Origin of the sequence: Chryseobacterium sp. CBo1 (assembly GCF_001693475.1) — a bacterium.
GTDB lineage: Bacteria > Bacteroidota > Bacteroidia > Flavobacteriales > Weeksellaceae > Chryseobacterium > Chryseobacterium formosense.
In genome coordinates this window covers 49,634-62,035 of record NZ_MAUH01000001.1, presented here as the reverse complement: position 1 = coordinate 62,035, position 12,402 = coordinate 49,634, and the positions used below count along the sequence as shown (strand labels likewise).

The following is a 12,402-nucleotide window of genomic DNA, read 5'->3' as shown; positions in this document are numbered from 1 at the left end:
TTATTTTTTGTCGGTTACAGAATATCCTGTTGAGTTAATTGCTTTTTCGACCTCAGAAATATTCGTTTTTGAGTTGTCAAATTCCACGATTGCGTTTCCTTTTTCGTATGAGGCGTTTGAACTTATTATTCCTGTCAATTTATTTACTTCGTGATTTACGTGTTCGCCACAACTTGCACAAGTCATTCCGCTAATCGTAAATTCTACTTTTTGAATATTGGATTTGTCCACCGCTATAATTTGCTTTTCTGTCTTTGGGTAGAAAATGCTTGAGTAGTATGGAAAGGCAAGCATTACGATTGCAAATGCTGTTACAATTCCTAAAAACATTTTTGACTGAATGAATTTTGGTTTTTCTTCTGTCTCACAATTGCAATCTATCTGCTTTTTGGGTTTCAACTTTTGATACCAAGCAAAACCAAGAACCAAAATTGTCAACCCGATAAAATAGGGTCGAAAAGGTTCAAGCCAAGAAAAAGTGGAAGCAAGACCGCTTGTTCCTGCAATAAGAGCCAATACTGGTGTGATGCAACAAAGAGAAGCTGCAATTGTAGTCAAAAGTCCTGCACCAATTAATTTTTTGTCAGTTTTCATATTGTTTCTAATATTTTGTTTTCGTCAAGTATTTTGAAAAATGGTTTCAGCATTTTTTCATACTCTTTAGTCAGTGAGTGAAAAATAGTTTGAGCTTCTCGTTCGGTTTCAATAAGTTTTCTGTCTTTGAGTTTCCGCAAGTGTTGTGAAACCGCTGAAATTGTCATACCAAGAATATCACTTATATCACAAACACAAAGTCGTTTTTCTTCATAAAGTAGAAAGAGTATTTTCAGTCTTACATTGTTTCCCGCTAATTCAAGTCCGTTCGATAAATAGTCAAAAGAACCGTTGAGTTCTGAAACTCGGTCTTTACAGCGGTTTATTTGTTTAATGTCTGCTTGTTGTCGTATGCAAGAATTATTGTCCATAGCACAAAGATAGTCAATTTGTTTATTTAAGCAATTACTTAAATACAACTCAAATTCTTTCAGAATTATAAAGTGACAGCTCAATAAATCTTTTTAAAAACAGATTTTTAATTCCAAAATCTGACCTCTTACAGTCTTCTTTTTTTTTTCTTCTTCATTTTGTTAGCAAAATCCTGTTCCTCGTAATCATCGCCCTGTGCTTCGGGTAACAAACCGCCAAATGCCTCAATCAAACCGTCTTCGTGTTTTTCAGTAGTATTCAGGAAGTCGAACAAATGATGAGGTTCTTCCGCAGGAAGATCTGCATCATTTGATGTGGATGTTTTTGGAAGTTGTACGACAGGTTCTTTAATCTCCGGTTTGATATTATTGTTCCAATAATCATTAAAGGTATTGGCAGAAAGTTCCTTTGCTAAGCGTGAACCGTTCCAAACCGCCTTTGAATTGTGGTCTATGAAAGTGATACCATAAATACGACCTGTATCGTTCCGGCGGACCACTACATTAATGCCCTGTTCACTCAACTGCTTTTTAAAAGCCTGCTCATCATTTGTGGATTTCAGAGCAATAGAAATTGCAGCTTTTAGGGTCTGCTTACTTGGGTGGTCTTTTAAATCCTCCTTGCATTTTGCAAAATGCAGTTCCAAAGCCGGAAGCCCTGCATTTTTACCAAACAACGAAGCCTTGAACGGATGCCCGGCTCTTTCGCCTTTCTCGTTTAAAGGAATATATAATAAGCCTTGCCGCATTTTTCCCTGCAATTCGCCCTCCACTTTTTCGGTGGTAACATTAAACAGGGAAAGCAAGGCATTGTATTCGCCCAAAGTCTGAAACTTATAATAATTCGGTAGGTGGCGGACAACCGAAGCGATTTGGCTTTTCACATCGCCTGCCCGATAATCTACCGGACGGAAAATCTTGTCGTTCTGCTTGTGTTCTTTATCGGTTGCGGGTATCAAGCCGTGTTGTCTTTCCAGTTCACGGCACACATTCATAGACCGCATTTTCTCGAATTTGTCCGAAATCTTTTTGCCCTGCTCGTCCACGCAAACCGATACAATGTGTATATGGCTGCGGTCGATATCGGTATGTTTGAATACCACAAAAGGCTGTTCGCCGTAGCCCATTTCCCGCATATATTCTTCCGCCATTTGCCGAAACCTGTCATCGCTAACCTTATCTTTCGGGTCGGGATTGAGCGAAATATGCAACGTATGCTTTTCCGTATTGCGGTTGGCAATCAGGTAAGGTGCAAAAGATTGTGCTAATTGTGCAACAGTATATGCTCCAGTTGGCGTTTCGATTATCTTATTTGCGAACAGAATTTTCCCGTTTTCATTCTCTACTTTGAGCTGATTGTACGCCAATGCACCGTATAAATTCCCGCTTCTGCCAATCTTTGCTATCATCTGTACTGCTATTTTTTCAGGTTCTTTGCTTCAAATTCTTCGGTTATCTGAATGATTTTTTGGCATAGCATCGCCATTTCAGCCGTTTGTTTTTCCAATTTGTACAGGAACGCTGCGGCTTTTTTCTCCGAAAAATTCTTGTACAACAGCTTTACAATCTGATTATAATTCACACCTACGGAGCGAAACTGACTGTGAAACGAGGTCAATCGCATATAAAAATCAACCGTTCCTTTATCAATTCTAACCGATTTCATTTCCTTACTGAACAGTAGGGAAATGATAAACTTTGCTTTATTGGGCATTCCTGATGCTTCAAAAAGCGATAAAAGTTTGGCATTTTCTTCGTCCGTAAGACGGAAAACGTGGCGGTGGATGCTTGGGTCGGTCTTAGCTCTCCGTCCGCCCTTATTCTGTTTTTTGTTATTGTTCTCGTTCATCACTAATCCATTTTTAATCCACACAAAACGCTGACTTCGGAAGACGTTTTTTAAGCTCCCAGCAGGGCAAGTTGTTTTGAGGCACTAACTCAGTTTCGAGTGCCTCAAAACACAACTTGCCGTGTTCTGTTGAACACAAAAATCCGCCCTGCGGGACGGATTGGATGTAACAGGGAAAAACGGATAGAAGCCGTTCCCGTTACCCTCCATTTTGTCAAAAGACTTTTGCATAAATCCGTTAATAAAAATCATTTTACAAAGTAAAGCCCTGTTTACGAAAGCATTGTACTGTATAGCAGTACCAAACACTGCCTTTGAACGCCAAACACTGCCACAGCTCAATCAGCGGTTAAATCAATCGCTTTATTTGCCGTAGAATTTTAGTGCAGGTAGTAAAAAATGTATCTAAACAAAGAAGAAAATCAGGTTTGCAAACAGATAGTTTGGAATAAAAGCATAAGGTTTTAAAAGCATAAAACAATAAAAGTGTAAAAGCATAAAAGCGGTAAAGCAATTTACCTGTTGCAAGTTTTTCCACTTGCCAAAGAATGTACCTAACAAGGCAAAAATGAAAGCAAGTACCTGTGCAGGAAAGCACCCAAAAGGGAATGCAGGAATATATGAACGAGGTAATAATCAGATAAACCAATATTCAATCCTACAAAACAGATAAAGTGTGTAACAATAAATTTTTAAATAATGGAAACAACAAAGAAAACTTTAAAAATCAGCTTCTCCACCCAAAAGGGCGGTGTGGGAAAATCCACGATGACCACCTTGCTGGCAAGTGTGCTTCATTACCGTTTAGGTTTTAATGTACTGGTGATGGACTGCGACTTTCCACAACACAGCCTGACCAATATGCGTGAAAGGGATAAGAGAACCATAATGCAGAACGACTACCATAAAAAGGCAGCAATGAAGCAGTTTCAAACCATCAACAAAAAAGCGTACCCGATTATTAAATGCAAGGCTGAAACGGCTTTGGATAAAGCATCGGAATATACAAGCCAGTCGGCGGTTGAACCGGATGTGGTTTTCTTCGATCTGCCCGGAACAGCCAATACCAAAGGCGTACTGACTACCTTGAAAAAAATGGACTTTATCTTTTCGCCCATTACTGCCGATCGTTTGGTAGTGGAAAGTACATTGGGCTTTACCAAGGCCTTTCTCGGACTTCCCCAAACGGACGAGGGAAATCCCGAACAAGAGATGTGGCTATTTTGGAACCAAGTGGACGGGAGGGAAAGAACAGGATTGTATGATGCTTATCAAAATGTTATCAAAGAACTCAACCTGCCCATAATGGAAACAAGAATAATGGACAGCAAACGTTTCCGAAAGGAAACAGACGACACAGGCAGTTATGTGTTCCGATCAAGTTTGCTGCCTGCTGAACCACAGTTGATGAAAGCAACGAAAATGGATTTGTTTGTCGAGGAATTTTTAAAAATCACTCATCTATAAAAACAGTAAAGTATGGCTTCAAATAACAAAAACAACGATTTTGAAAAGCCCAATGTTGATGAGGAATACCTTATGAACATCATAAGCGGCGATGAGCTTGTAGCTCCACCGAGCAATAACAAAAAGCAGGATGTACCAAAGGAAACCAAGCCAAGGGAAAAAGCCCGTAACAGTTCATCAAAAAAAGTGGACTATGAGGAAACGTTTTTGGTCAATCGATTTCCATCGGGGCGTAACGGCAAGGTCGTTTACATACGCCCTGAATACCACGAAAGATTGCTCCGCATCGTTCAACTGACAAGGGAAGAAAGAACAACGCTCTACTCTTACATTGACAACATTCTCGAACATCATTTTAGGGAGTACGGTGAAGATATTACCGATTATTTCAACGAACATTTTAAACCTATTCTATAAGCTATGGAAATAGTAATTGTGATATGCCTACTCATAGTCATTGTCCTGCTATTGCAGAATAAAATTGTAATTCATAAAAGGTCGAAACAAGACCCTCCGCATAAAAAAGTCAACCCGAACTTACCCGATATTATGGGACAGCCCAAACCTGTAGAACGCCTTTCCCTGCCAAACACTGCCACTGAACGCCAAATTCAGGAAAACGAAATAAACCCTGCTAATTTAGACATTGAGTACGACGAAAATGAAAACGTAAGTGTTCAAATTCCGCAGGAAGAGCTGGACGAAGTTTTCAGAAATATGCCTGATTTGGATGAAGAGGAAGAAGAATGGAACAGGTACGGAATATCCGGTGGTGATAACGGTTTTGCCCAAGGGGTTACCTTTGAAGAACTAAGCTCCGTGGGGGTGTTGCTCCAAAAAGAAGAATTGGAACCAGCCCAAAAGGAAACAGCGATATACAGAACGATTTTCCTTTCGAGGTAAACGTGATGCCAGTTCCAAAAGATGTAGCCAATGGACAAACGGTAGAAATACGCATTGCCATACAGCGAACAGGCAATTACAGCAACACACAGTATTTTCTTCGCTATTTCCAATTTGACGGACAAGGCACATTGCGGTATTACGATGAGCAACCATATTTACCGAACGATTTATACCCATTACCCACAGAGCAATTTCGGTTGTACTATACTTCAACATCTGCCGTTTCGCAATCCTTTGATGTTTGGATTTCGGACAGCTTTGGAAATGAAAAACAGATAAGTTTTCAGTTTAATAGTGCTGATTAAAAACAATGAAATCCTGCCACAAAAAGCAGGATTTCTCTTTTTAAGGAATATTAAAACTGTTTTTTTTTTAAATTTAAAAAGTAGATTTTAAGTGTTTTGTTATGGTCGCATCATTGGTTATAGGAATAATATTTTTGATTGCAGGTTTAGGACTTCGCTATTGGCTTAACCGACGAAAGTTTTACAGGCGTGGTCCGATGGGAGCCGAAGGTTTTTCATCTTATGAAAGTTCGGTTTTCATTAAATTTATTGAAAAGGTTGGTAAATGGATAGCTTATGGATTGATTATATTTGGACTTTTATCACTTTGGGTTTATTCTCGTGAGAAAAAAGATAGGGAAATCCAAAAATTGGAAATCCAGAAACAGAATTAATCATTTTTAAATGACAAAATCCTTTGATGACATAACCTTGCGAAATATATCTGACATTATATCAAATCTATTAACGCATACAAAAATCACAGAACATTTAGCTGGTGCTAATATTTCTCAATCGCAAATTGGTACAAACAAAACCGACAGACTTTTTTATGCATTAAAAGAAAAGCAAATACAAGACAATTGTGGAAATAATGTATTGGCATTTGTAGTTAGGTTATTAAATCCTAAAAGATATAATTCCGAAGACGAATTTGAAAGAGACAGAACAACTATCAATGAAAAATTAGTTTACGAAGGGATAGAAATTGATAAAACCGGACAACCCCGACTAGTTGAAAAGGCTAAAACCATTTCAGAAGCTAAAAGCAGGTCACTTAAAATCAAAGAAAAAGTACACGGTATCGGAGTTCATTCAGAAATTTTACCATACTGCGAAGCCGAATGGCTGAAAGAAAATTATTTTCACTCTATACTAGAAATCACAAAAAGTGTTGCGGAAAGACTTAGGCAGAAAAGTGGCTATACTTCAGATGGAGCAGATCTGGTTGATGATTGTTTTGCTTTAGGAAAAGACAAAAGACCTATGCTTGCTTTTAATATGCTGAATAATCCAAGCGAAGAAAGTGAGCATAAGGGTTTCGGCAACTTCTGTAAAGGATTTTTTTCTATGTACCGAAATCCAAAAGCGCATAACCCGAAAATATTAGAAGACACTCAACTTTCAGAAATGACTGAAGTATTGGTTGTAGCTACAATTATTCATAACAAACTTGATAACACTTACAAAACAGGACTTAAATAGCGCAAATCGGATAACCCAAAAGTTATCCGATTTTTTAACTTACAAATCGGTGCATATAAAAGATGAGAGTTTTAGAGGTAAATAAATTTCGTCTGGACTGTGTTTTATGTAATCTTCTTTATCATAGTCCCACATAAAGCCAGGTCTGATTAAAGTAAAATCGTTTGTTTTATTTACGTACTGAACGTAGCTATAACCCCAAGGCGATTTGTAAATAATTTGCCCGTTAACTGCTGATGTATCAAAGTTCTTATCTTCAATCTGTTCAATCACTTTTATAAACGAAGGACATAGTCTTTCGTAAAATATCTCTAAGTTTTTTTCAAATCCTTTTGTTCTGTTTTTCAGCTCGGAAATTCTAATATTAATTTTGGATTTTAATTCTACAAAATTGCTATTGAAATCATCTACATTCCTACAACCTAAATAATGAAGTGCATTTAAAGCCATAGTAAAAAAGTAATGTAATTCATCATCTTTCCATCGATTGTTAATTAAGCAAACAATTGTATTTATGAGTGCCTCTTTTTTTAGTTCCTCGATTTTCTTTTTTGTATAGTCAAATTCATACGCTTTAAATCCGCTTCTTGCCAGCATCAAAAAGTCGCCAATTAAGTTTAAACAACAACCCTTTACATTGTTATTGTCATAATCGTCTACAAATGGTAAATAACTGAAAAAATGGTGCGTGTCTTGTTCGTCATACTTTGCAGATTTCCCTCCGTATTCACTTATCAACTCAAGAGCGATTAAATATTTAGTCAAATCTGTAAGTGTAGGCCTATATGTTTTTGGTCGACTATTCCCATAGAGAATTTCTTGTTGGTAATTGTAAAGGTTATCAAAGTAGTTCATCAACTTTCTTTTTTCAGATTTAAGAATGACAAAAGAGAGGTTACGAACCGTTGCCACTTCTCCTTCCTCATTTCCATTTATGTTGCCTAAATCGTCTTCTTGCTCATCAATACTTATATCAGCTTGTTTATTTGTTGAAATTCCATTTAAATTGATGAACTTCAAAACATCTAAAACACGTAGGGAAAGAGAAGAGAGTAGAAGGTTTTTTTCAAATCCAGAATTTTCTATTGCTTTATAGGAAGAGAGATCGTAAAGTTTTTCAGGTTCTTTGTCATCATTCAGCTTTGTAAACGTGCTTCTCCTACTATCTAAAAAGCTGGCTCCTGTCTCATTTTCTGTTTCGTCAAAGATGGCGTAATGCAACAAGTCAAGAACTTTACTTAGTTCGCCATTTTGAATTTCGCTATAAATTTTCTCAATTTCCTCTGTTTTTGGGTTAGGATGCGTTTTCGCCAAAAGGAAATAATCGGAAATTAATAGTTTATTTGAGATAATCCCATCATTAACATTTGTCAATTGCACATATAGGAAACTGCCTAATTCTAAATTGACTGTTATTTTTAGCTCTTTCGCATAATTTGAGAAAGTTTTGGAATACAAAAATCGGTTTTGTTTATCGAAGAAAACAACCTTGAATTCATCGGTATAAGTTCCAGTGGAATGAAGTATAAATTCATCATAAATCAACTCTGCACAAAGCAACTGTACTTTAAATTGATTGTTCTTGATTATAGTTTCATAAATTGACTGATTTGTAGTCGCTGTAAATTCATCAAGGCTTTTACTATTGCTTGTTTTCAGTTTTATGCCTAATTGATTTAATAATCCACCTTTTTCTGACTGAATAAGGAGTGAAACTTCTGCATTTGAATTTTTGCCCAATAATCCCAATCCTGCAGGTGTAATATTGGCACTACCGAACAAGCAAAATTCTTTTCCATTTTTTGTCTTGAAATGAATAATCTTCCCGTGAAGTTTTGATTTTGAGTTTCTAGATTTTGCATATTGGATTTTGCTTACGCCTGCATCACACCAATCGTAAAATGTAAATGCTTTGCCAACCTGCATTGAAGAAGGAATTAAACAGCTTTCATCCAATATGACTTTTACTACTGCTGAAGGAAAAAGAGAATTGAGTTCTTGTAATACTTTCCCATTCTTGTCATAATATGGAGAAATGGTAGTTATTTCTACTACTTTCTCATTGCTAAGATGTTTTAAAAGTTCGTTCCAAATAGAAGTTGTTTCAGTATTAAACAGGAAAGCAACCTTCTCTTTTTGCGACGTTTCGAAAAATTGAAATGGTTTTGTCTTTGGCAATTCATTCAGCCATTTAGAATGTTCAAGTATCCATTTTGTAGTTTTTTCATTCATCTGTCCCTTAACTGACGAAGAAAAAGTTGATAGATAATCCCAAGCTGACGAAAAGATTGATGAATTTTCGGTTGAACGAATATCAAAATGAAATGCTCCCCAAATCTCATCATTGTTACCATTTCCAGAATTTGTAAGGTTTCCAGAACCAACAATAAGCAATCCTTCTTTTTCACCAAACAACATCCAAATTTTTGGATGGAATACTGACTTTTGAAAAACAGGATAAAGTGAATAACCGGCAGAAAGTTGCATTTCTTCTCCTGTCGCTTGTTGCATTAACTCTGAATAATAATGTCCGTCAATAAAAACGTTGATGTTTCTCACGCCACAAGAACGCAACCATTTCATTGCTTTCATTTCAAAAAAATAAAAGTCAAAGCTGAAGGTAGTAAGAATTGCAGAATGATATCTTCTGCTTCCTATCAATGTTAGTATGTTTTCTCTTTCTAGTATCATTAGTCAATCAAAAGTTTCTTATGTAATGGCGATAAAACCCTTTGGTCGTTGATTACCTGTAAATCAAACATTATGTTTTGCAAGGCGTTCATTCTTGGCGATGTGTTTCTTGGAGGAAATGTATCTATGAAACGGATGTATTGTTCCTCAATAAAAAATTTGTGAGTAGCCTGTGAACCGTTGCCCATTTTTCTGAGTGCAACCATTGAGTGCCTGTAAATAATTTTGCGTAAAATAAATTGTTCAACAAAATCTTGAAGTGTATCGTTTTCTGCTGTGTGAACTGTCAAGATACCATCAACCATATTCCCATCCCTTTCTATCTTTTTTCTGCTCATAAATTCTTTCAATGGATGAAGTTGCTCTCTATTATTTTTGAATATTTGAAGCAAAAGCATAAAGCCATATTTTGCGGCCAAAACAGGGTCGTTTGTTGCATCAATTTCCCTTTTGATGTTTTCCTCGTCTTCTGTTTCAGGGATTAACTCCAAAATTTCTGCAAGTGTACTTGTTGGCTCTATGGCTTGCTTTAGCTCTTTGCATATTTCATTTGTAATACTGCTTGAAAATTTCTTTACAAACAATGGCAGATATTGGTCTTGTTGAAAATCGTAAAGATGTTGTAATACAGCCCAAAATATTGTTCCGCAACTGTATTGCCAATACTCATTTAATTGATAGCAGTACCAACCAATATTAGTTTCCGTTTCAGGATAACTATTTGTGCCCAATTTCTTTCGGTAACTTTCCAATAGAAATCTATGCCAGTCGTAATTATTTTCATTTTTAACAGCTGTATTTAAGAGTGACAAAATTGTTTCCTTTCTGTGAAAAGTAAAGCGTTCTTCCATTTCTTGACTTGGTTCGTCTTTGTCCAAAAGCATTTCCACATATAGTTGCCATTCGGCATTTTCTGTTTGTATCGTGTCAATCGCAAAATATTTTATCAGTTCTGAAATATCAGAGTGGTAAAGTTTTCCTTTTTTAATATTACTATAAAATAACTCTTTTATTTGTGGTGACAATGAAACTTCAAAAGCCTCGGCTAATTGTTCCCCAGAAACTTTTTGTCTTGGGTGTGGTTTACTAATGTTGTAAATAACATCTCCATCATCATTTATTGCTGTAATAATTAAGGAAAGTGCCTGCATTGCTCCGTAATAATATTGTCCGAATGCACCGGACGGATATTTCCAATAAACATTTTTATCGGTATTGTCCTTGTCTGCTCCTTCGGCTAAGTCAAAATAAGTTTCCTCAGCTGTATTTATTAGGTTTGAAGCAAAGTTACTTCCTGTTATCTGTTGAACTCCTTTACGCTCGCTTTGCATAATTATGGCAATCATCAATTCAGCTCTGCGGATAAAACGATATTGTTCTTTTGAGTTGCCTTTCTTCTCGGTCTTGAAATAGAAGTCTAAAAGCCAACAATAAAACCCATAATAACGGAGACGATTAGTCAAATTGGAAATTCCAGGCAACATAGTGGCGTAAGTCGCTTCTGAGGTTGTTTGAAGGCCTAACGGGTCAAGTCCAGTGATTAGATTTATTGATGCTCCCCAAAACGGATAATTTGAATTGCCTTTTTGTAATACTGCCATTTAAAATTAATTTATCAGTAACCTATATTCTTCAAATTTACAAAATAAACTATCTTGAAATTTATATCGTGGCGACAAATACTACCTTTCAACGACAATCAATACAACATTTTCCAAGCCTTTACAAATCCTTGATAAATTCGACTTCCACAGCAAAATTGAGCAAAAAATGGAAGTTATCGCAATACAAAAATCCGTATTGGACGGAATGAAAAATGAACTGAAAGCACTTTTGGAATTGACCGAAAATGCCACACTGAAATACACTTCAATTTTTAAAGAAGAAAAATGGCTCGATAACCAGGAAGTGTGCCTGATGATGGATATTACCAAACGGACTTTGCAGACCTACAAGGACAAAGGCTTATTGCCTTATTCCAAACTAAACCGGAAGAATTATTATAAACGCTCGGATGTACAGGCTTTGCTCGAAGCCCACCAACCTTAAAATACCAATGACAATGGATTTATTGACGAATGAGAATGAAGAAATCATTTCCCATCAAGAAATGATTTTGATGTTGAGAAACCGTATTGAAAGCATATTAAAAAACTATCGTCCTGTAATGAATGGAGAAATTTATTTGTCGGGCGAAGATGTATGCAAACTGTTACACATTAGCAAACGCACTTTACAGCAATATCGTGATGATAATATCCTGCCGTATATTCAGATTGGTGGCAAAATTATTTATAAGGAAACAGATTTGATGACAATATTGGAGCAGAATTATATCAATCACAAAACTAATTCAGACTAAGCTTTTTTGTTGCATTAATACATCTAATAGCAAGAGTTTAGTATCTTTGCTATGTAAAATATAGAAATACTTAAAGTGTTTTTGCTTTAAGTCCCACATTGAAAACTGGTAATTTTTAGACAACGGGACAATAAGGAAGAACGCTCATGCCATAGGCGTGGGCGCTCGCTTATTCGTTGTCGGGTATACCAGTGCCTCAATGTGCGGTAAGTGTAGTTGCCTGCGCTTTCTTTTTGTGCAGGGCTACATCAACTTTAAAAAAGTATGATGATATGGAAACTGGTACAGCACAAAAAAAAATTACACTCGCCTTTATCAATGATAAAAGCCCAATTTTAGATTTCATTTGTAAAGACCTCATTGCTTCGGGAACTGAAGTCTTATTTCGTTCAGAAAGCATGGAAGATGGACTGTCACAATTATCTTCATTAAATGAACTCCCAAAAATTTGTATTATCGACCTTGATTTTTACAACAAGAATGTTTTTGTTGAACTTCAAGAATTAAGAACAAAATATCCAACTATAAAACTTATTGCACATAGTGATATTGATGATGAGAAAGTGGGTAAATATCTTTTAGATATTGGTTTTTCAAGTTACTTGCTGATTGGTAATGATGCGGAATATTTTAGAAAAGTAATAGAAGCCGTTATCAATTAGGATAAAATTC

At 36.3% G+C, this 12,402-nt stretch carries 13 protein-coding genes and 2 pseudogenes; 9 read left to right on the top strand and 6 right to left on the bottom strand.

Translation table 11 applies throughout. The annotated features are described in order from the left end of the window. From merTP to mobA, 4 genes are all read right to left on the bottom strand, one after another. Entirely contained in the window at positions 1-594 is a 594-nt protein-coding gene (merTP, locus tag BA768_RS00315) for a mercuric transport protein MerTP (RefSeq protein ID WP_002978464.1), read from the bottom strand. After that, positions 591-965, bottom strand: a complete 375-nt coding sequence (locus BA768_RS00310) for an ArsR/SmtB family transcription factor (protein WP_002978466.1) — start codon at positions 963-965, stop codon at positions 591-593. Before BA768_RS00310 ends, merTP begins: the two co-directional genes overlap by 4 nt. 128 nt (positions 966-1,093) lie before the next feature. Then, positions 1,094-2,374, bottom strand: a complete 1,281-nt coding sequence (gene mobB, locus BA768_RS00305) for a conjugal transfer protein MobB (RefSeq protein WP_065719249.1) — start codon at positions 2,372-2,374, stop codon at positions 1,094-1,096. Between the two features lie 8 nt (positions 2,375-2,382). Then, a complete protein-coding gene (gene mobA / locus BA768_RS00300) occupies positions 2,383-2,814 on the bottom strand; it encodes a conjugal transfer protein MobA (RefSeq protein ID WP_065719248.1) in 432 nt (143 codons plus the stop codon). 699 nt (positions 2,815-3,513) lie between these two features. On the opposite strand from mobA, the gene BA768_RS00295 reads away from it, so the two are divergent. The 6 genes and pseudogenes from BA768_RS00295 (at position 3,514) to BA768_RS00270 (ending at position 6,677) form a co-directional block, all read left to right on the top strand. Continuing rightward, on the top strand, positions 3,514-4,281 hold the full coding sequence (locus BA768_RS00295) for a ParA family protein (protein ID WP_059136912.1): 768 nt from the start codon (positions 3,514-3,516) through the stop codon (positions 4,279-4,281). Positions 4,282-4,293: 12 nt separating this feature from the next. Next, positions 4,294-4,698 carry a DUF3408 domain-containing protein gene (locus tag BA768_RS00290; protein ID WP_059136911.1) on the top strand — a complete coding sequence of 135 codons (405 nt, stop codon included), beginning with the start codon at positions 4,294-4,296 and terminating at the stop codon, positions 4,696-4,698. Between the two features lie 3 nt (positions 4,699-4,701). Then, positions 4,702-5,157, top strand: a pseudogene (locus BA768_RS00285) (conjugal transfer protein TraD); the annotation flags it as partial. Then, positions 5,154-5,492, top strand: a pseudogene (locus BA768_RS00280) (DUF3872 domain-containing protein); the annotation flags it as partial. The pseudogenes BA768_RS00285 and BA768_RS00280, both read left to right, overlap by 4 nt. Before the next feature lie 101 nt (positions 5,493-5,593). Next, positions 5,594-5,866 carry a molybdenum ABC transporter permease gene (locus BA768_RS00275; protein ID WP_065719246.1) on the top strand — a complete coding sequence of 91 codons (273 nt, stop codon included), beginning with the start codon at positions 5,594-5,596 and terminating at the stop codon, positions 5,864-5,866. A 10-nt stretch (positions 5,867-5,876) separates the two neighbouring features. Continuing rightward, entirely contained in the window at positions 5,877-6,677 is an 801-nt protein-coding gene (locus BA768_RS00270) for a TIGR02391 family protein (RefSeq protein ID WP_002978276.1), read from the top strand. A gap of 39 nt (positions 6,678-6,716) precedes the next feature. Here BA768_RS00270 and BA768_RS00265 read toward each other — a convergent pair whose 3' ends face one another. Together BA768_RS00265 and BA768_RS00260 are read right to left on the bottom strand one after the other, a co-directional pair. After that, positions 6,717-9,368, bottom strand: coding sequence for a hypothetical protein (locus tag BA768_RS00265; RefSeq protein ID WP_065719245.1), 2,652 nt, complete (start codon positions 9,366-9,368; stop codon positions 6,717-6,719). Further along, a complete protein-coding gene (locus tag BA768_RS00260) occupies positions 9,368-10,969 on the bottom strand; it encodes a hypothetical protein (RefSeq protein WP_065719244.1) in 1,602 nt (533 codons plus the stop codon). The genes BA768_RS00265 and BA768_RS00260 overlap by 1 nt, the downstream gene beginning before the upstream one ends. A gap of 169 nt (positions 10,970-11,138) precedes the next feature. Here BA768_RS00260 and BA768_RS00255 point away from each other — a divergent pair, with 169 nt between their 5' ends. The 3 genes from BA768_RS00255 (at position 11,139) to BA768_RS00245 (ending at position 12,392) form a co-directional block, all read left to right on the top strand. Then, a complete protein-coding gene (locus BA768_RS00255; RefSeq protein ID WP_037438469.1) occupies positions 11,139-11,417 on the top strand; it encodes a helix-turn-helix domain-containing protein in 279 nt (92 codons plus the stop codon). A 13-nt stretch (positions 11,418-11,430) separates the two neighbouring features. Beyond that, entirely contained in the window at positions 11,431-11,730 is a 300-nt protein-coding gene (locus BA768_RS00250; protein WP_037438468.1) for a helix-turn-helix domain-containing protein, read from the top strand. A 272-nt stretch (positions 11,731-12,002) separates the two neighbouring features. Continuing rightward, the gene (locus tag BA768_RS00245) at positions 12,003-12,392 is read left to right on the top strand and encodes a response regulator (protein WP_065719243.1); all 390 of its coding nucleotides are present in this window, start codon (positions 12,003-12,005) and stop codon (positions 12,390-12,392) included. Positions 12,393-12,402: the final 10 nt, after the last annotated feature.

Bases quoted from the DNA above. Each gene is read 5' to 3' on its own strand.
- merTP (WP_002978464.1), bottom strand. From the start codon at position 594: ATGAAAACTGACAAAAAATTAATTGGTGCAGGACTTTTGACTACAATT.
- BA768_RS00310 (WP_002978466.1), bottom strand. From the start codon at position 965: ATGGACAATAATTCTTGCATACGACAACAAGCAGACATTAAACAAATA.
- mobB (WP_065719249.1), bottom strand. From the start codon at position 2,374: ATGATAGCAAAGATTGGCAGAAGCGGGAATTTATACGGTGCATTGGCG.
- mobA (WP_065719248.1), bottom strand. From the start codon at position 2,814: ATGAACGAGAACAATAACAAAAAACAGAATAAGGGCGGACGGAGAGCT.
- BA768_RS00295 (WP_059136912.1), top strand. From the start codon at position 3,514: ATGGAAACAACAAAGAAAACTTTAAAAATCAGCTTCTCCACCCAAAAG.
- BA768_RS00290 (WP_059136911.1), top strand. From the start codon at position 4,294: ATGGCTTCAAATAACAAAAACAACGATTTTGAAAAGCCCAATGTTGAT.
- BA768_RS00275 (WP_065719246.1), top strand. From the start codon at position 5,594: ATGGTCGCATCATTGGTTATAGGAATAATATTTTTGATTGCAGGTTTA.
- BA768_RS00270 (WP_002978276.1), top strand. From the start codon at position 5,877: ATGACAAAATCCTTTGATGACATAACCTTGCGAAATATATCTGACATT.
- BA768_RS00265 (WP_065719245.1), bottom strand. From the start codon at position 9,368: ATGATACTAGAAAGAGAAAACATACTAACATTGATAGGAAGCAGAAGA.
- BA768_RS00260 (WP_065719244.1), bottom strand. From the start codon at position 10,969: ATGGCAGTATTACAAAAAGGCAATTCAAATTATCCGTTTTGGGGAGCA.
- BA768_RS00255 (WP_037438469.1), top strand. From the start codon at position 11,139: ATGGAAGTTATCGCAATACAAAAATCCGTATTGGACGGAATGAAAAAT.
- BA768_RS00250 (WP_037438468.1), top strand. From the start codon at position 11,431: ATGGATTTATTGACGAATGAGAATGAAGAAATCATTTCCCATCAAGAA.
- BA768_RS00245 (WP_065719243.1), top strand. From the start codon at position 12,003: ATGGAAACTGGTACAGCACAAAAAAAAATTACACTCGCCTTTATCAAT.